Source organism: Nakamurella multipartita DSM 44233, assembly GCF_000024365.1.
GTDB lineage: Bacteria > Actinomycetota > Actinomycetes > Mycobacteriales > Nakamurellaceae > Nakamurella > Nakamurella multipartita.
This window is the reverse complement of sequence record NC_013235.1, coordinates 3,131,626-3,150,695: the sequence shown is the minus strand read 5'-3', so window position 1 is coordinate 3,150,695 and position 19,070 is coordinate 3,131,626. Positions and strand designations below refer to the sequence as shown.

At 65.4% G+C, this 19,070-nt stretch carries 11 protein-coding genes and 1 pseudogene; 9 read left to right on the top strand and 3 right to left on the bottom strand.

Going from position 1 to position 19,070, the window contains the following annotated elements; all coding sequences use genetic code 11:
• Positions 1-70: 70 nt before the first annotated feature.
• The 9 genes from NAMU_RS14220 to NAMU_RS14160 all read left to right on the top strand — a co-directional run bounded on the left by NAMU_RS14220 (position 71) and on the right by NAMU_RS14160 (position 17,254).
• Entirely contained in the window at positions 71-2,788 is a 2,718-nt protein-coding gene (locus tag NAMU_RS14220; RefSeq protein WP_015748098.1) for an ATP-binding protein, read from the top strand.
• A gap of 54 nt (positions 2,789-2,842) precedes the next feature.
• Complete coding sequence (locus NAMU_RS14215; protein ID WP_015748097.1) at positions 2,843-3,991, top strand: hypothetical protein; 1,149 nt, start codon at positions 2,843-2,845, stop codon at positions 3,989-3,991.
• A 25-nt stretch (positions 3,992-4,016) separates the two neighbouring features.
• Positions 4,017-6,080 (top strand): hypothetical protein, encoded by a 2,064-nt coding sequence (locus tag NAMU_RS29350; RefSeq protein ID WP_015748096.1) that lies wholly within the window; start codon positions 4,017-4,019, stop codon positions 6,078-6,080.
• A gap of 80 nt (positions 6,081-6,160) precedes the next feature.
• A complete protein-coding gene (locus tag NAMU_RS14200; protein ID WP_015748095.1) occupies positions 6,161-6,730 on the top strand; it encodes a CYTH domain-containing protein in 570 nt (189 codons plus the stop codon).
• A 31-nt stretch (positions 6,731-6,761) separates the two neighbouring features.
• Positions 6,762-9,104 carry a hypothetical protein gene (locus NAMU_RS14195; RefSeq protein ID WP_015748094.1) on the top strand — a complete coding sequence of 781 codons (2,343 nt, stop codon included), beginning with the start codon at positions 6,762-6,764 and terminating at the stop codon, positions 9,102-9,104.
• Between the two features lie 20 nt (positions 9,105-9,124).
• Positions 9,125-11,920 carry a hypothetical protein gene (locus NAMU_RS14190; RefSeq protein WP_138180212.1) on the top strand — a complete coding sequence of 932 codons (2,796 nt, stop codon included), beginning with the start codon at positions 9,125-9,127 and terminating at the stop codon, positions 11,918-11,920.
• A gap of 67 nt (positions 11,921-11,987) precedes the next feature.
• A protein-coding gene (locus tag NAMU_RS14180; protein WP_086008617.1) for an IS3 family transposase occupies positions 11,988-13,177 on the top strand; the annotation gives its coding sequence in 2 pieces (ribosomal slippage) (positions 11,988-12,266 and positions 12,269-13,177; 1,188 coding nt in all).
• Between the two features lie 58 nt (positions 13,178-13,235).
• A complete protein-coding gene (locus tag NAMU_RS27470) occupies positions 13,236-16,046 on the top strand; it encodes a hypothetical protein (RefSeq protein WP_015748092.1) in 2,811 nt (936 codons plus the stop codon).
• Between the two features lie 317 nt (positions 16,047-16,363).
• Complete coding sequence (locus NAMU_RS14160; RefSeq protein WP_138180210.1) at positions 16,364-17,254, top strand: hypothetical protein; 891 nt, start codon at positions 16,364-16,366, stop codon at positions 17,252-17,254.
• A 253-nt stretch (positions 17,255-17,507) separates the two neighbouring features.
• On the opposite strand, the gene NAMU_RS14155 is transcribed toward NAMU_RS14160, so the two are convergent.
• The 3 genes and pseudogenes from NAMU_RS14155 to NAMU_RS31825 all read right to left on the bottom strand — a co-directional run.
• Positions 17,508-18,476: a site-specific integrase gene (locus NAMU_RS14155; protein WP_015748090.1), complete on the bottom strand. Its 969-nt coding sequence runs from the start codon at positions 18,474-18,476 to the stop codon at positions 17,508-17,510.
• Entirely contained in the window at positions 18,473-18,607 is a 135-nt protein-coding gene (locus NAMU_RS31445; RefSeq protein WP_281023762.1) for a hypothetical protein, read from the bottom strand. The genes NAMU_RS14155 and NAMU_RS31445 overlap by 4 nt, the downstream gene beginning before the upstream one ends.
• Before the next feature lie 100 nt (positions 18,608-18,707).
• Positions 18,708-18,968 (bottom strand): annotated as a pseudogene (locus tag NAMU_RS31825) (DUF1016 N-terminal domain-containing protein); the annotation flags it as partial.
• Between the last annotated feature and the right edge of the window lie 102 nt (positions 18,969-19,070).

Below are 19,070 nucleotides of genomic sequence, written 5' to 3'. Positions count from 1 at the left end.
CTTGGCCGTTTGACCTGCGGGTATTTAGTTTAAGCTGCAGTAGTAGGCTCCACCGGATATGGAGCTTGAGATGGCGCCGATGGTGGGCCGGGCGGCGGAAATCGGACAGCTCCGGCGGCTCATTTCCCGCGCCGGACGGGGCGCCGGCGGCGCCGTGCTAATCACCGGTGAGCCCGGCATCGGCAAAACCCGCTTGATTCAGGCGGCATCCAGCATTGCAGTTGAGGCCGCGCTCGCCGTTCGATACGGCTCATGCGACCAGCTTGAGGTCGAGCGGACCCTCGGCGCGCCGCTGCGGGCGTTCGGCGGCGGGATTGAGTCCCTGATGGGATTGTCCACAGTTCGGACCCTACTGGCGGCCGGTGCGGCCGCGGCGGCCGGATCACTCCTGGTCGATCGCCTGCTCGAGGAACTCGAACTCGAATGTGCGCGCTCGCCGCTAGTCCTCGCCATCGAGGATCTGCACTGGTCCGACACAACGACGCTGGTCTGGTTGCGATGCGTAATTCGGCGCGCCCGCGAACTGCCCTTACTGGTGGTGCTGACCACTCGTCCACCGGTCCCCGGCACAGACCTATACCGGGCGCTCTCCGGCCTTCCGCTGGAGCGACTCGATCTGGGTCCGCTGCCGTCTGAGGACTCCTCGGCGCTGACGGCCGCAGTCCTGGGCCAGGAGCCAACTGCGCTGGCCAGGGCGGCGGTCGACCAGGCCGGTGGAAACCCGCTCCTGTTGCTGGCGATCCTCGACGCACTGAGTATCGGTGCCGATAGCGCTGTCGACGGAATATCAGCTTTGGTCAGGGAGCTAGATCGACAGGCGCTGCGGACGCTCCAGATCGCCGCGGTGGTTGGCACCGAGATCGACCCCGTGGCGGTCGCTGCGATAGCGGGCATACGCACGACCAATCTCCTCGTAGACTTGGAGGCTGCCGCCGCGGCCGGCGTGGTCGTACCCAGGGGTGCCGGCTTCACCTTTCGCCACGAGTTGCTCCGCGAAGCCGTGTTGGCGGAGCTGTCGCCGCAGGCACGCGCTGCACTGCACCGTGATGCGGCGCAGGTACTTGCGACGAGCGGCGCCGGCGTTCTTGCGGTTGCCGAGCAGTATGCCCGAGGCGCTGGCCCGGGCGACTATGAGGCCGCCACGTGGCTGCGATACGCGGCGCAGGAGATCGTCGGGACAGCACCCGCGGCAGCTCTGCGGTTGTGCGACATCGCGATCGCCGCGTGCGATCGTGGGCGGCCGCCGGCCGAGCTCGTGGTGGCGCGGGTTCGGGCCTTGGCCGGCGCCGGCCGGGCGGCAGAGGCCGAGGCGCTCGGTCGCACTCTGCTGCAGGTAGGGCTGGCTCCTGCCGTCGAGGCGCGCCTGCGCCGGGAGCTGGCGTTCGCAGCTTTCATGCAGGGACGTGCCGATGTGGCGGCGATCGAGATGGAGCGTTGCGGGGTTCTGACCGACGATCCGGCGCTGCGAGCCCGGGTGCAGGGCGAGATTGCCTTCGCTCGATTTCTGCAGATCGATCACCCCGGCGCCCGCGAAGCCGGTGAGCGGGCCATCGCCGACGGGCTTGACGCTAATGACGGAGCAGCACAGGTCGCCGGCGGGGGCGTTCTGTGTTTCCTCGATCTGTTCCAGATGCGGCTCGACGAGGCCGGTGGCCGCGCCCGGGAGATCGTGCAGCTTGCGGACCGACCCGAGACAGTGGACGCTCACGTCTTCCAGCCCTGGTTCATCGCCTCGGTCGTCTGGCTGGAGGCGGACCGGTTCGACCTACTGGCCGACTGCGCCCGGCGCGGTCGCGAGAATGCTGTTCGATACGGCTCGGCGTGGGCCGTTCCGGCCTACGACGCGATCACCGCCTTCGGCTGGCTCCGGGTCGGCGAAATCGACGATGCGGCCGCCACGGCGGAGGCGGCACTCAGCTATGCCGATGGAGTCGATGGATTCGGGGTCGCGGTTTGGTGCAACTCGTTCCTCGCTCAGATTGCGCTGCATCGAGGCGCGGACGACGTCGCTGCCGAGCGGATTGCAGCTGCCGAGCAGTGGCTGGCACGTGGGCGTGCCCAGTTGGGTTTCGAGCAACTGTGCCTGGCCGCCGCGGGCCTGTCCGAGCATCGCGGTGATCTCGATCTGGCCTATTCCGTGTTGTCGGAGGTTTGGGACCTCTTCGTCGGCACCGGCGTCCGTTCCGCGCTACCGTCCTTCGCGGGGCAACTGGCGCGGCTAGCCAGCCGGACCGGCCATGCCGACCGCGGTGTCGAGGTAGCCGCCGTCCTGACCGAACTCGCGCCCATAGCGGACACGCCCAGGGTTCGGGTCGTTGCTGAGATCGCCGCCGCGTGGCGAGACGGTGACGCCGACCGAGCGCTCCGGGCTGCCAAACTAGCCGCCGGCACCCCGTTAAAACCACTGGCGGCCGCGACGCACACCGACGCGGCGGCCCTTCTGCGCCTGCGAGGCCGAGCAGCCGAGGCCGACCTGGTTGCCGCCTCGGCAGCGAGCCGATGGTCGGCGATGGGCGCCGACGCCGACGCCGCCAACAGTGCTGCGATGAGCCGCACCGCCCGACCCCTGACCCCCCGCGCGCATTTCGGCATCACCTCGCTCACCGGCACCGAGCGACGCGTTGTCGGGCTGGTCGCCAGCGGCAAGGCGAATTCCGACATCGCCGCCCTGCTAGGGATTTCACGGCGAACGGTGGAGTCACACGTCTCCGCTGCCTACCGCAAGCTCGGGGTCAACTCCCGAGTGGCGATGGCGCGAATCGCGCTGCGCCATGGCATCGGGGCCTGAAATCTCCGTGCACACACGGATGTCGGGAACGGCTGGGGTGGGGAGTCTTGGAGCATGGCAATCACGTTTACCGTCACGGTGCAAGGGCGGCCGCTGAAGCGGACATACCTTTCCCACTTTGACTTCTTCCGCAATCCGCAGACCGTGTTCGTGCGCACCGACGAAGCAGGTCGAGCCACGATCGGAAGCGTCGTCTCCACCGCGCAGATCCAGGTTCGGGTGCACGCCCAGAACGCAGTCGTCCGGTCGCTGGACGGCAACTTTCCGATACCGGTGGAGGTCTCGCAGGAATTCACGGTGTCCAACCAGGGAACGATCAACATCAATACGGATGCGGAGCAGCAGGATCACTTTCGGATCATCGAGCACTGTCTGGACGCTTACGACACAGTCTGGCGCCAATTCCGACCGTTCAACCGATCCGGCCGGGGCGCCTTTCCGTTCGGTACCGGCGGCACCATCGCGCAGGACCGAGGACGGCTCCCTCGCATCGAGGTCGTCTACCCCGACAACAGCCCCGCCCAAGTGGCCTTCACCGAACCTGTCTCGCTCGGCACCGGTCACCCGCTGATCCACATCAAACACAAGTCGCAGGACGCCCGGCTGTTCGGATCCACCGCACAGAACGTCGACGCCACTCTGATTCCGCACGAAATTGCCCACGCCCTGTACTTCGCGCTCATGCCGCTGTCCACCCGGGCTTCGGTGGAGACCGGTTACCTGGCCTGGATCACCAGCCAGGTGGCCGCTGGCCTGCCGCCCTTCCACAACACGACCACCGCGACGACCGAGTTCGTCGCGTGGATCGAGGCGCTCGGCATCTTCTCAGAGCGACTGTTCTTCTTCGCGAAGCGTCACACCCCGCCACTCACCGGCGCCGACCTCCGGCGGTCGTTCTTCCGCGATGAGCTGTCCGCCGCGCCGCTGTTGCAGACCACGAATCTCACCGGGTACACGCAGATAGGCACCCTGAACGGCAACGGCGTCGTGCCGATGCTCACCGGGGACGACGTGGAGGGAGCCGTGTACGGTTCGATCTTCGTCGACCTCGCGCGGCGGCCCGGCCTCCGGGAGGCGGTCGGGCAGTACATCGGTAGCTCCGACGACAGCGTCCTGGGGTTCGACGACTTCCGCAACCTGCTGATCAGCGAGACCGATTTCGACGCCGACATTGTCGCCGTCGCCAATACCTGGGGGCTGTGATGCCCGCCTGGGACGAGGCCCTGCCATGAGATTCACGGCCGAGCACGAACGCCGGCCAACCGGCGTCTTCAATGCTCTGCGTGCAGACTCCCGCCGGATCGTGCTAACAGACGAGTCGGTGCGGTACCACCTGAGACTGAGCAGCGTCGAGGTCGCCACCATTGCAGTGGTGAACCTGGAGCAACTGACGCGCACGGGCTGGCGGACGGTGCAGACGGTATGGCGGCGCGGGGCGGCCGCCGATACCGTCGGGACCGTCCGGCTCGACTCCGGTGCCACCGAAATCCGTTGCAGGGCAACTGTATCCGGTTCGCAGTCGGCGACACCGTCACTGCCGGTGGATGTCCGCGCAGCGCCGCCAGTTCTTATCCTGCTGTCGATGGGCGGCTGGTGGGGCGGGAGTCCACCACAGCCGGATGGGCCGGCCAACGCTGAGGCGGCTCAGCTCGAGGAGCGTCACGGAATCCGGGTCGACCCTGATCGGTGCCGGCTCCGGGGAATCCCGTCGGGTCTCATCCAGACGTTGGTCACCAATCAAAATGTCCAGTGCAACGACCTGTGCAGCGATAGCTGCATAAATTTCATCGAGCATCTCGCACTGCGGCTGCACGAAGACGAGAAGCTGGCTGACGTGGTCCGCAGCATTAACGGCTCCTGTAGCGACCGGACCAGCATCGACGCCATGAACAACACCGTCATCATTGGAAAATGGGAGAACTCGGAACTCGAAGCCATTCGTCCCCCGGGGATTACGACCTGGGAACAGATTTTGGACGGCCATCGAATTGCGGGTGGACGTGAGGTCATCATGGTCGGCCAGAGTCATGGCGGCGCCAAGTTCGCCGGCCTAACTCGGGAATCGGACGGGCACTGGCGTTGGGGCAACGACCTGAATGTTGAGTTGTTCGTCTCCTGGGACAGCGCCGACCTGTTTGGCGGGGTGTCCAGCGTCGGCGACCGCCCGCAGACTGTGCTGGCCTTCTACCAGCGGGCGGACATATTGCCGATGCAGAACGGCAACCACATCGTGGAAGCCACTGAGGAGCACAACCTCACCCACCTGTTCAGTCACAACGCGATCCCGCGGAGCCAGTTCGTCCACGACAAGACGGTGACGTTCATCCGCGACGCCGTGTCGAACATCCGGCGGCGACAGCGCAACGGCGACAGCGCCACGTTTCGGCTGACCGCTGCGGGCGCCCCGATCGAGCGCATCGAATCGTTGCGCATCGGACCTTGCCATCTCGCACACGCGGCTCCTACCGCGAGCGGACCGGTTCTGTGCCTCATTCCCCGCTCCGACGATGTCCTCCAGATTCGGCGGATCACCGAGCACGGCCTCATCGGCGCACTCATCGATGAGCGGCCGTTGGCAGGCGGTTATCGGTCGGCCGCCAGCTGCCAGGTCGGTGCCGACACGTATCTGCTGCTCGTACAACAGCTGACGGGTTTGTCATTCGACAACGACCGGTCGATCATCTTCAAACTGGACGCGAACGGCGCGATCTCAACCCGGCACTATCCGCAAAACCAGGCCGAACAGACTTCCGGGCCGCTGCGCGGAGCCTGGGACTTCGCCGGGTCATTCCAAATCAACGGCCGTCAGTTCTTGGCGGTGGCATCTACGAACGGCGAACTCAAAGTCGTCGAGGTCAGCGCGGCCGGTTCGCTGACCGCCGTCGCCGACCCCACGAGCTTCGGTTTGTTCGGCCTGCTGAGCCTGGGTGATATCACCGCGCTGGCATTCCACCAGACCGCCGGCCGCGCCTACCTGCTCACCGGACACCACGCCATTTCCGTCCGCAGGATGAAGGCCGACGGCACGGTCGATGCGGTGACCTGGCAGGACAACTCGATGACGTTCTTGCTCGAATCAATTGATGCGATTCAGGTGGTTCCCGCGGTGGACGGGGATGTCGTATTCGTCGGATTGAGCACCGGCGCGGTGCGTGTGCTCAGGTTCCATCCCGACGGCACTCTCGGCGACACCGTCCACAATAAATGGGCCGACGGGAGTGGACGGAAGGTCGTGGTGACGTACGTCATTGGCGGCAATGCCTACGCCTTCGTGGTGGATCGGGCCACCTGAAAGTCCATAGGCAGTGACTACACCGCCGGTCGTCCCGGCGACCGAATCGACCTCGACGACAACTAAAGGAAGGAAACGCCATGAGCTCCGGAGACGGCAAGGAAATCGAACGGAAGTACCTCGTCCGAGGCGACAACGACGACTGGCGCGAGGGCACTCCAGGAAAGCGCATTCGGCAGGGCTACCTGAACAAGGATCCCGCGCTCACCGTTCGCGTGCGTGTGTACGGCGACGACGCCTTCCTCACGATCAAGGGCCCATCGGTCGGAGCGTCCCGATCGGAGTGGGAGGACGCGATCCCGCTATCCGCTGCGGAGACGATTCTCGATGCGGCCGCGCTACCGCCGGTGCTGGAGAAGACGCGCTATCGCAGGGAAGTCGCGGAATACATCTTCGAGATCGACGAGTTCCACGGTCACCTGGAAGGCCTGATCACCGCTGAGGTTGAGAAGCCGGCGGCCGAGCTCACCGACGACGGTGCTCACTGGCAGCCAAAGGTACAGCCGACCTGGCTCGGGCAGGACGTCACGGGCTACCTGCGGTACCTGAACTCGCGGCTGCCGGACACGGCGTACGCGCAGTGGCCAGAAGACCAGCGCACGCGTTCTGACGGGACGGTGCCAGAACCGGGCGCGCGGGTCGAGTCATAGCCATCCGCACTATCGCCCAGAGGAGTGTCAGATGCCGAAGCCGATCAGCCTGTTCGTCCATGCACCGTTCCGGGCTACAGATCCGCAACCCGGGCCGTGGAGTCTTCGGTTGGCATTTGGTGACCCGCAGCCGCCCGAACTGCGCGCCTGGCCCGGCGAGCTGGCTGAGTTCGTCCTGTTGGAAACGACCTCACCGAACACCCCGCTACACGCGGCCGCCAGCGGGTATCTGTCCACCCGCTTCCCAGATGATCGGGTAGCCGACCCGAACCGGGCGCTGGCGACCGATCCGACCCAGGACGAACCCGCCACGGTGCTGATCTACCTGAACCCGCGACCATTTGTGGATCTGGACCCGGCGCTCAGCTTGCTCCTGGGGCAACTGAACTCGGACGCGCCGACGGCCACGCCGGCGATGGCCAATCGGTTCACCGTGCCACCCGGCTTCCTCAGGAGCTTCATCTACCTGAACGTCGATACCGCATCGCTGCGCACGGCGCTGACGCCGGCACTGGACGCGCTGACCGTGCCACCGGCGACGACGGCGATGGAGCGCGATACGCGCTGGCGCCTTTTCCTGCAGGGAGACGCCGACATCCATGTCAGAGCAGGCGATGTGATCGGGCGCGCCGGTGCCGCCGTCATGGCGCCAACGGCCGCCGGTCGTCGACAGGTCGGATTCTCCGTACTCAGCCGCCAGGGCACGATGGACCCGGCCCGCTTCTACGACCACGTCCGCGATTTCGTCGAGGAGAGCGCGACACTCGACGACTGGCTCGGCCTAGTACCGCAGCGCTGGCCGTTGTTGGGTGGCAACGTCCCGGTCGCGGACTTGATCCAACGGACCCGAGAATTCATCTACCCCTACAGCGCCCTGACCCAGTTCGCTTTTGATCGCGCATTGACTCCGGCCCAGTGGCGCGAGGTCGGAAACAACCAAAAAGCGCAGTATCGCAAGCGCCTGCTGCGCCGCACGGGTCAGCACTCGGGAACCGATCCAGTGCCGCCCTTCCAGTTCAATGATCCGGACTGGGAGAACCTGTTCCAGTTAGAGGCGGTTGCCGAGTACTACGCCAACTTCACCGATCCCTGGCGCGCCGGGGCCGCACCGCTCGACGTCGGCGACCCGGCCTACCAACCGATCGAGCTCCTCCCCATCCAGGGCGCGGGCGCGACGGCCACCGGAAATAGGTTGACCCTCGACGGCGCACCGGACTTTGGCCGAATCTGGCCGGGCCGGGACCTCGTGTCCGTAGATGCAGACGCTGGCCGAGAAGGCAAGACGTACCGAATCACGGGGGTCGATCCGGCGAACAATCAACTCACCTTGGACGCCCATCCCGATCTCGGCGGCGCCGCGACGACGGCGTGGCGCATCATTGGCCGGCCCACTCTTGTGCTGATCGACCCCATGGGCGGTCGGATAGCGGGGGAGAGCGCAACCGTCGTCACGGCCGGACCGCCGTCGCGAGTCAGGCTCGATCCACCTGCCGGCACTCTCGCCAAGGTGAACAAGTACGGATTCGAGACCATCGAATTTCATCAGGACACGTCTTCGGCCGCACGCAGTCACATCTACCGGATCACCGGGGTCGAGCCGGCCAACAACACCGTCGTGCTGGACGGCACACCACTCTTTCCCGACGGCACCTCGGAATGGTCTATACCAGCTGGAGTGGGTGGCCAACTACCCCGCCTCGCCTACAGCCTGGGCAAGAACGAGGCTCGCGGCTGGGATCACTACGACGGGGTGATATTCCTCGTCTACGACGGCGACGTCCTCGGGCGGTTCCGCTTCTCGAGCTACACGTCCCATGCGCACGAGCCGCACACGGAACATCGGTCGTCAATCCGCGGCAACGCGCGGTACTTCATCGAAAGCTATCGCTCAGGGAATGCCTACAAGAACTTCAGTTTCAAACTCGTGGATACCGGGTCGATGACTTTCAGCACCGGCGGGTGGGTGTTCGGTTACGACGGCGTCCGGGAGAACCGACACTACTTCGAATCCCAGGTCGAAGAGGACACGGCGGCACCAGGGACTGTCCCCGGCACGATTGGCAAAGGCTTGATCCGGTTGCACAGAGGCAATTACGGCGGTGGAGGCACCGGATCCGACGGATGCGTGACATCGCCGGTGTACTTCCATCTGCGAGCGGCGCTCGCCGCGCTGTTCCGAGGCGAGCACACCCTCTTGGCGAATCCTGAATCTTTCGATCCACGACTGGAGCAGATCGCGTCGGCGTTGACGCCTCAAGCCAATGACGCGCTATACACCGCGATCGGCGATCCGGCCACCGGCGCGTCCGTCTGGAACTCGAAGATAGCCGCAGTTCTCTGGTTGATCCGTCCGGACGAACGACCGTTGGGGTAAGGCAAACAATGTATCGCTCATTGGGCACCGTTGAAGAGTTCGTCTCTCGCCTCCCGGGCGGGGCCGACCTACTGTCGTCCATCGGCACGATCGTCGACGCGACCCCGTTACGTCGCATCCACCTTCAGGACCTTCGTGTCGAGGACGTGTTCTCCGGTACCGAGATCAACCTGGCGCTGCTGGTCGACGGAACCATCGAGCTCAAGGTTCCCGGGTTCCCGGCGCTCTCGATCACCATCGGGGCGACCGACGACGCGTACACCGCAATACGCGGGGTGGTCACCGTCGGCGAGACGTCCGACCTAACGTTTCCGGACATCCGGGCAACCCTGCGCCTGGACACGCCGCTATTACGAACCGTCGATCCCCCCGGTCCGTTGGAGGTCACTGTCCAGGGGTCCTTCTCGATGGACCGCGGCGTCAACATCAGGGCATCCCTCGCGGGCTTCAGCCTGCCTCAGGTCATGATCGGCAACACCGGCCTGCTGGTCAGCGCCTCCCAGTGCGTCCTCGACCTGGCCGACGACACCACGCCCGACGCGATCACCGCGCTGGGCTTCGGTCCGGAGTTCCGCGGGATCCATGCCGCCACCGCCACGCTGATGTGGTTGCCGCAGACCGTGTTTAACGGGCTGCCCGGCCTGCGGCTGGATCTCGTCGACCTCGCGATCGGGACCGAAGGCGTCTCGTTCGACATCGCGCAAACGTTCACGCTGGACGACGACGGCCGGCACATCCTACCAACGTCCGAGCGCGCGGGCCACCTGTTCGACACCGGCTTCGAGCTCGGGCTGCGGGAAGTCACCGGGCAGGTGCGCACGAATGTGCCGACGGCGTTCGGCGTCAGCGGCCTTTTGCGGGTGCCGTTCCTCGACGCGCTATTCGCAGTGGAGTTCGGCGTGCGCCCAGAGGAGGAGGGCCACGCGATCGCCGTGTCGCTCACGCAGTCCTCCTCCACGATCGACCTCGATCTCGGCGCCGGGAGCCTGACTGTCGAGAGGCTTCACATCGACGGCGTCGTAGACGAAACAGGATTCACCGTCACCGGCAGCGTGAGCGGTGCCCTAAGTCTCGATCCGTTGGACGTCCTGATCGATCGCGCACAGGTCAGTCTCCGGCACGACGCCGACCACGATTCCCTCGAGATCGAACTGAACGGGCTCGACCTCGGCCCGCTCGGCGAGGTCGAGTCGGCGAAACTGCGGATCATCAGCAGGGTCGACGACGCCGACGTCAGGACGAACTCCGTCGTAATCGAGGGGACCTATCGGTGGGCCGACCTCGTCCAGCGCTTCGACCTCACCACCCTCCCCGCACAGTTCCCGCTGCCACCTGACGACGGTCTGATCACCGCCTTCCTGTCATGGGAGGACGACGGGAACGGCGGTTTCGAGATCGTCGTGCGCTTCGACGCGTCAGTCGAGCACCCGGACTCGCTGTGGCAGTTCATTCCGTCCGACTTCCGGCCGGAAGTGCACACGTTGGTGTTCACCGCCGAGGTGCGATATGCACACGCGGCTGCCTTCGCCGGTGAACCATCGGGAAGCGAGTTCAAGGCCGAGCTATCGGCGAAGGTGACCGTGCGGCTGCCGGCACTGCCTCATTTGGCCGTCAATCTCGTCACAGTCCACACCGGCGGGGATGACGGGCTCGTCGAGGGCACGATACGTGCAGGGATCGACCAGGCGGGCACCGGCTATCTGCGCGTGACCGTGTCCGACCCGGTCGCCATTGACTTCGATCTGCCGGGCATGCCGCAACCGGAACCCTTCCTGCACGCCGAGATCACCTCCATCGACTTCGATCTCGCCGCGGGTTCCGTCGCGGAGGGCGGATTCACCATGTTGGGCACCTTCTCGGTGCGTCCCATCAACCCGCCGCTGCCTGCTCCCCTCACCTCGCATTTGCAGGGGCTGTTCGAGTCAGTGGACGTCGGTGACCTGACCGGCACGACCGAGCTGAGCCTCCGATTCCGTGACGACAGGGCTGCTGTAGTCCTGGACTGCACGTTCTCCGCGGGGGCCATCGACGTCAATGTGTTCGAAATGCTCGGCGGAGTGGCTGGCGCGCTGGGCGTCCCCCCGGACGCCGACCCGCCCCGGGGGGCAGCCGCGCTGGACATCGCCGTTGGTGTCGGGCTGCGCGGCCTGCGATTTCAGCTGGGCTCACTGGTCGCCGGCGGAGCCGGCGAGACGGCGTCCTTGGAGCTGCGCGCTGACCTGCGGCTGGCAGACCTCGCCGTTCCGTTGCTGTTGCGACTGTCGAACCTCGAACTGGCGCTCGGACTGGACGCGATCGACATCCCGCTGCGACCCCCCCGGTTCCCCCTGAGCCCTTCAGACCTTGCTGGCCTGACCACCGATGCAGCCTGGCAGAGCAGGATTGACGGGCTGGCGTCGGCCGCCGTCAGCCAACCGATGACCTCGGCCGGAGCGGCGGAGGCAACCCGAATCGCTGCTCAGTTGACCCTTCTGCAGGCGCTTTTCGCGATCCGCCAAGCCATGGAACCGGGTAGCCGCGGGGGTTTCGAGGACGGAGCCGGAGTCGTCATCGGCGTGCTGGACGCAGCCAGCGGAGTCATGACGCCGGCCAGTGACATCTCTCTCGCGCTTCGTGCAATTCGGATCGTGATCCCGTTCGCCGACCCTCGTGACGTTCGTGTCGAAGGTGGCGCCAGCCTGACCGGCTTTGCTGCCGACGACCCGCTGAAGGCGCTGGAGGGCCTGCAGTTGGGGTTGGGCATCTCTGCGGACACGATCTTCTTTTCCCTGCAGACGATCAGCTCGCTAATTCAGATCCCTGACCTTGGTCGCTAGGGTCTGCCCCGAGTTCAGTTGACACCTGACCTCTGAGGTTTCGGCCTCAGACGGAAGGATGTCTTTCGTGGCTAAGCCCTATCCCAAGGAGTTCCGCGACGACGTCGTGGCCGTGGCCCGCAAGGGCCAGGCGACGCTGACGCAGATCGCGAAGGACTTCGGCATCTCCGAAGGCTCGCTCGCGAACTGGATGAAGCAGGCCGACATCGAGGACGGTCGCCGTCCCGGTCTCACCGACGTCGACCGTGCTGAGCTTCGCGAGTTGAAGAAGCGCAACCGCCTCCTCGAGCAGGAGAACGAGGTCCTGCGTAGGGCAGCGGCCTACCTGTCGCAGGCGAACCTGCCGGGAAAATAGTCTTCCCGCTCGTCCGAGAGATGGCTGCGACCGGCGCCCCGATCAGGGTGCCGGTCGCGGTGACGTTGCGGGTGCTCGGCCTTTCGCGGGCCGGGTACTACAAGTGGCTCAGCGACCCCGTATGCCAGCGGGACTACGACGACGCCCACCTCATCGACAAGCTCTACGACCTCCATGGCGACGATGCGACGTTGGGCTACAGGTTCCTCACCGACGAACTCGAAGACGAGCACGGCATCCAGGTCGGGGAGAACCGGGTGCACCGCCTGTGCCGCATCGCCGGCATCACTGCCAGCCACCACAAGAAGCGCTCCAAGACCGGCTCGACCGGCCCCGCGCCACACGACGACCTCCTCGCGGTCGTCGACGAGCACGGCGTCGTACGTCACGAGTTCCTCGCCGACGCCCCGAACAAGGTGTGGCTGTGGGACATTTCCGAGCACCCCACCCGCGAAGGCAAGCTCTACATCTGCGCGATCAAGGACGTGTGGTCGAACAAGATCGTGGGCTACTCCATCGACTCCCGGATGAAGTCGTCCCTGGCGCGGGCCGCGATGCGCAACGCGATCGCGCTCCGCAGCCCGGCCGGGACAGTCTGTCACTCCGACCGAGGCGGTCAGTTTCGTGCCAAGCGGACCCAGCGGCTGCTGGCGAACAACGACCTGGTGGGGTCGATGGGCCGCTCCCACGGCGCCGGCGACAACGCCAGCATGGAGAGCTTCTTTTCCCTGCTGCAGAAGAACGTCCTGAACACCCGCCGTTGGGACACCCGCGACGACCTCCGCCTCGCGATCGTCACCTGGATCGAAACCAAGTACAACCGACGACGCCGCCAGCGGGCCCTCGGCAAGCTCACCCCGGTCGAGTTTGAGATGATCTACAAGGCCGCAGAAGCGGCCTGACTACTGCAAACCCCGAGTGTCAACCAGACCGGGGGCAGACCCCTACCCCGGCGGCTCGGTGGACCTGAGCCGGCTGACACTGGGGTACGGCTTCACCCGCAATTCCCTGTCCATGTCATTCCGCGGCGCGCTGCGGCTCCCCGAGCAGCTCAGAGAAGACCTTGACACGGCGGACACGATCGGGGCCGGCGTCCGGCTCCCCCGGGACACCAAGCTCGGCTTCCGGTTCGACATCATTCCCATTCCCGGTCCGATACCGGTGGTTCCGCTGTTCGAATTCGACCTCGACATGCGTTCCGACATCTTGCCGGCAGTGGCGACCGGAGGGCGCTGCGAGCCGTCCTGGGATGGCCTCGAAATGAATATCCCCGGCGTCGTCCGCGTCGGTCTGAAGCACCTGGCTTTTGCACCGATGTTCGGCATCCTGCCAATCCCCAACATCCGGTTCGGTGGCGACGTGGAAGTTGGGAACGACAGCGCCGGCATCACGGTGATCGTGGACGAAATGTTCGTCCTGGCCGGACTCCTCGTCCAAGGATGGCCGCCGATTCCGATACCGCTACTAGCGGATCCGTCGACGCCCTATTTCGACAATGTTTGCGTCAACGTGCGGCTCGCGGGTTTCGGCATCAACGTCCACCTGACCCGCCCGTTCCCGAAACCCTCTCCAATGATTCTCTTCGAGCTCATCGGTCTCATCAACGACCCTATGATGCCGATCGACCCCGCCGGCGAACTCGCCGGATTGATGCGGGCCAGCATCAGTGATGCCTTCATCACTCTGCCGGAATCGGTACGGGCGATACTTCCCGACGCTCTCGGCGAGATCCGGAAGCCATTGAATGCAGAGATCAACGTCGGGCAGCTAATGACCGCCGTGCAGGCGACCGCTTCGACGGTCGGCATCGTTGTCGACGCGATCACCTCGGCCGAACCTGCCGATGTCGAGCGGGCCATCCGCCAGGTCATGGCGGACCCGCCGAGGATCGCACTCGGTGACGTGCTCGCCATGCTGCCTCCAGAACTGCGGAAGACCCGCGTCGGCGGTTCGTTGGCCGGTTTCGACGCGCGCGTCGTCGTACTGTTGATCGAAGCAGGTGCTCCCGAGCGGCTTGCTGCAGAATTTAGTCTCCGGGACGATCCGCCCGCACCTGCTGCGCCCCCAGCGATGCAGCTTGGGCAGCAGCCGTCAGCGTCCGAGCTGGCGCGGTACCGACCGGCGATGCCGGCTGATCGGACCAGGCGCTTCGATCTCGACGACCCCGCCAACAGCCTGTTCAGCGGCATCGAATTCGCCGCTTTCGCCGCCGCCGATATTGCTGCCATCCCGGCGCACCGCAACTCCGGTGATCCGCTGCGGCCGGTACCGGCGGGTGTCGTCATAGGTGCTCGGGTGAGCGTGTTCGGACGACAGCGGTTCCGCTTCATGGGCTACCTGTTCGAGGACGGTTCATTCGGTCTGGTCAGCGCGGTCGACGTCGGACACATTCGACTCTCCGTGGCTGGCATCGGAGTCGAACTGCCGTTCTCAGTGAGCGGTCGCCTCACCTTGGCCGGCCGTCATCGACGCGGTGGGTTCTACGGCTTCGTGTCGGCCGACGGTTCAGGTACCTGGACGATCGCGCCCGGTGTGCTCCGAGTGGAACTGGGCCTCGCAGGCAAACCCGTGCACGCCGAGATCCACAGCGCTGGCACGTTCGCATTGCGAGGCGCGGGTCGGATACTGCTCTTCAATGGCGCAGTCCGGATCGAGGGCAGCATCGACATCAGTGACACCCACTGCTTTGTCGACGGGAGGTTCAACTGGAACACGACCTCCCAGGTCGCCGGGCGGCCGATCCTTGCACTCGGGCTTGCGGTGCGCGGACGTGTCGGTCCGAGCAGCACCTTCGAACTCGGCGGAGCCGGCACGCTCACGGTTTTGGGCAACGAACTACTTGACGTCCGAGGCGTGGTCAGTCACCGAGGTGCATCGGTGCGCGCCCGCATCGACACTAAGGAGTGGAGGATCGGGGGCGCAAGGATACCCTGCAGCGTCGATATGGCCATCGCCGGCGAAATCAACCTCGCCAAGCGCCACAAGCCGACCGCCTTCCTTGAGGGCGCGGGCAGCATCAGTGTCTACGGTGCGCAGATCGTGGGGCGCGGCGGTGTGACGATGGGCAACGATTCATTCATGACATACGTCGACGGCTCGCTGCGATGGTATGACCGCCAGTGGCTGCGCGGGCGGGTGGAGTTGGGCACCGCCGGTATCACGCTCAGCGGACACGCCTCGCTCGGTCTCGCACTCACCCCGAGCAACCTGGCCGGCATTGAGCTGGCGAACCTGTTCTTCAAACTGGACGTGGGTGCGACCTTCCGCCTCGACCCTGCCGGCGGACTAGTAGGTTTCACGATCGACGGCAGCTGGTCACTGGGAGCAAGCGCTCCTGGAACGGGGCAGATCTTCCCGCTTGCTGCCCAGCGAATCGAGATCGGGACTGATACCGGTCAGCTCGACAAAGAGCTGATCTCCATCGGGGGCTTCTCGCTCCTGCCTCTGCGTCAGATGTCCGGCCTAACGGTGCCGATACCGCAGTTCACACCGAACTACGACGATCCACCACCAGTGGAGATCGCAGTTGTGGACTCGGTCATCGGGCCAATTCTCGGTTTCCGCTGGGACGCCTGGAATATTGGCGGGGTAACCGACGACAATGTAAGGGCGAAGATCCCGCTCGGGTTCTCGGAATCGACGGCGGACGTCGAAATTGCCCTCCCCTTGGACCTCTCGTCCAGTTTCAAGGTTGCGCTGGTGTGGCGTAGCCACCACCTACAGCTGAAGATCTCCCGAGGAAATACTCAGCCGCAGTATCACTCCCTATGAAACGAGTGCTACCATCCAATAGGCAAATATGCGGGCCTGAAGAGGCTTGGCAGCAATGGACCGAAGCGGCCCGAAGCGATGCGCGATCAGGCACCGAGGGTGTACTGATCACCGGTTGCCGAAACCGGGGACGCAGGCGCAGATGGGCTTGGCTCTGAGGAAACCGGCTGGCCGTGGCGCTCCGAAGGGTTGAAAATGGCCCGCGCGGGGCAGGCGCCCCCAAAGCGCCTGCTCCGCCCCCGATTTCAGCTTCGCCCCCTTGTCCCGGTGTGCTTAGAGCTGACTAGGCCCTCTCCGACCTACGAACGGGTGAACACGTGTCCGAGAACGACCGACGAGACATGTTGATGAAGGAGTACGGCGAGGTTGCCAGCAGTTTCCGCCTGCTGACCGACATTCGATTCAAACTCTTGGCCGTCCTGCCGCTGGCCGCGGCAGCGACCGCCATTGTGCTGGACAACGCGCGAACCGCAGAAGCAGGACTCATCTTCTCGCTCTTCGGACTCGTCGTGACTTTAGGGCTGGTCACCTACAATTCGCGAAACGACCAGCTGTACGACACCCTCATCGGCCGCGCCGCATCAATAGAGCGTCAGCTCGGTGACTTCGACGGCGCATTCTCGAATCGCCCCCGTGCGTGGCGGATCCTGGGGTCCGGGAAACTTCGGTGGCGAGTGGACCACCGAATGGGTGTGGCGACCGTGTACACCGCATCGATCGGGCTCTGGCTGTTCGGCGTGTTCAACGCGTCGGCGCACATTGGCTATGCCGTTACAGGCACTGCAGCCGTTCCATCTTGGATCGAGTTAGTCGCGCTCTGTCTCGCAATCATTCTGGTCTCCGTGGGTGCCGCGATGCTACGAAGCCGCAAGGAGTCGTTGAGGGTGCGACTGCGGAACGCGGCGAGCAACGCAGTGCACGCGGTGAACAAGCTGCCGGTCACAGACCTTGCAGAACGCGGTCCGATCCGGGTGCTCGCTGAACTGGGCGGCATCAGCGAAACCACCGCGCTCGCGCGTGTGCAGCACCTGAGCCAGCTGCCTCATGACGAGGTCGTTCTGTTGGCTGGGGAACATACAGGTCTCAGGGGGGCAGCCAATCTCGTTTCGTACGTTGTGGATCTGCCGCCCGAGTGGGTGTACGACTGTGCGACGGGTCGCCGCCAGCCATCCTTATCGGCATCCAATGATGCTCCCTCAGTGCAATGATCCGTCGCCGCATGACTTTCTGAATTCGGAAGCCAACGGGGACCATCACGAAGCACAACCGGGTCACGACGGTGCGTTATTCCCGGCACCCTTGACGACAAGGGACCATGCACCGCAGCGGCTTTAGCCTTCCTATGCCTCACCAACAATCGAAGGTCCGTCAAGCGCTCCAACGCAACGGGGCTGTCATAGGCCGAGTTGCGTGGCAGCGTTGTCGTCCCAGGCGGTGTCGGTGCGGATGTAGGTTCCGACGCTAGTGAGTGAGCGGTGCCGGGTCTGGTGGGCAATAGCGTGATCGGTGGCGCCGCGGGTGTGGGTGTACGTGACGAACCCGGCGCGGAGGCTGTGCGCCGAATACGTCTCGGGGGCGTCGAGGTCTGCGGCACCGACGGCGGTCTGCCAGGATGTCGTTGACCGCAGCGAGGGTGAGCCGACGGTCAAGTGCCCGGTTGCCCTTTGACACGGCCCGGAACGCCGGACCGTCGGTGATGCCGGCAAGCTGCAGCCAGGTCTGCAGGATCGTGACGGGGCAGCGGGCCGGGTTGGTAGCGCGGGGGAGGACGACGAGCTCGTGGGTGTCCCCGCGCTGGTTGGTCTTGGACCGGGGGAGCTGAAGGACGAGACCGCTTTCGTGGTCGGTGATGTGGTGGACGTCGATGCCGGTGATCTCGGAACGGCGCAGTGCGGCGACGAACCCAACAAGAATGATCGCGCGGTTGCGGGCACCGGCAAGATCCGGCTCAGGGGGGCGGCCGCGGGTTTTCCAGCTGTGTCGAGTGGGAAAGGTGGCCAGTACGTCCCACAGCTGGGGCGGCATCAAAGGTCGAGCCTGGTCGGGGTCTGCGTTATGTTCGCGGCGGATGCCCTCCCAGACGCCGACGACGAGGGCGTTGGCGGTGGGGTCGGGGTGGTTCTGAAAATTTTGGACGAACTTGATCGCTGACAGCCGGCGGCTCATGGTGCCGACCTTCGCCCCGTGGCCGGCCAGCAGGGTCAGGTATCCGGAGACGGTGCGCGGGGCGGCGGGTAGGGGAGTGACGCCTTGCTCGATGCACCAGGTGGCGAACTCGGTGCAGTCGGAGCGGTAGCCACGGACGGTGTTCGCGGCGCGGGCGGCGCCAATATAGCGGCGCTCGTCCGCGGACAGCTCGTCGTGTTCAGCGATCGCCATCAGGTCCGGCTGCCCCACCTCGTCCGGCACCGCCGGCAGCGAAGTGGTCACGGGTCGATCGGCCGATGGAACGGCAGCATGTTGTGCGGCACCTCACGCCGGGCCCGCAGTCCACTAGATCCATGCCGGCGCACCGTGTCGGCCAGGTCCTGGGCGCCGCCGGCGGGGCGCCCAGCGTTCACGGCACGGCTCGACCGCGCTGAGGTGGTCACGACCGCTGGCCGTCCGTGCCATCGTCGGCGGCCCCCCGCACTTTCCCACACGACGTGGGGGGATTGGTTCGGTGGTCCAGGCGGCAGCGAAGGCGCGCGTGTACTGCAGGTTGGTGGCCGATAGCCCGGTCCTGTCGGGGAACTCGCGGCGCAGATCGGCGGCCAGCTGTCGAATGACCGCCGAGCCACACGGCTGGATCTGCTGACGCTCAAGGATCAGCCGGCCGATGCGCCAGTTCATTCGGACCAGCTCGGCATTTGCCGCCCGAAGGCGCGTCGTGCGGACCTCGGCGCCGATCAGGCCGACGAGATCGCAGTAACCCTCTCGCACCACCGACGTCACAAGGCCTCGTCCACGAGCACGACGGGATGCGATCCGCGGGCTGCAGATCAGGGCTCAGACTACCTCGACACAACGCTATTACCCACGATT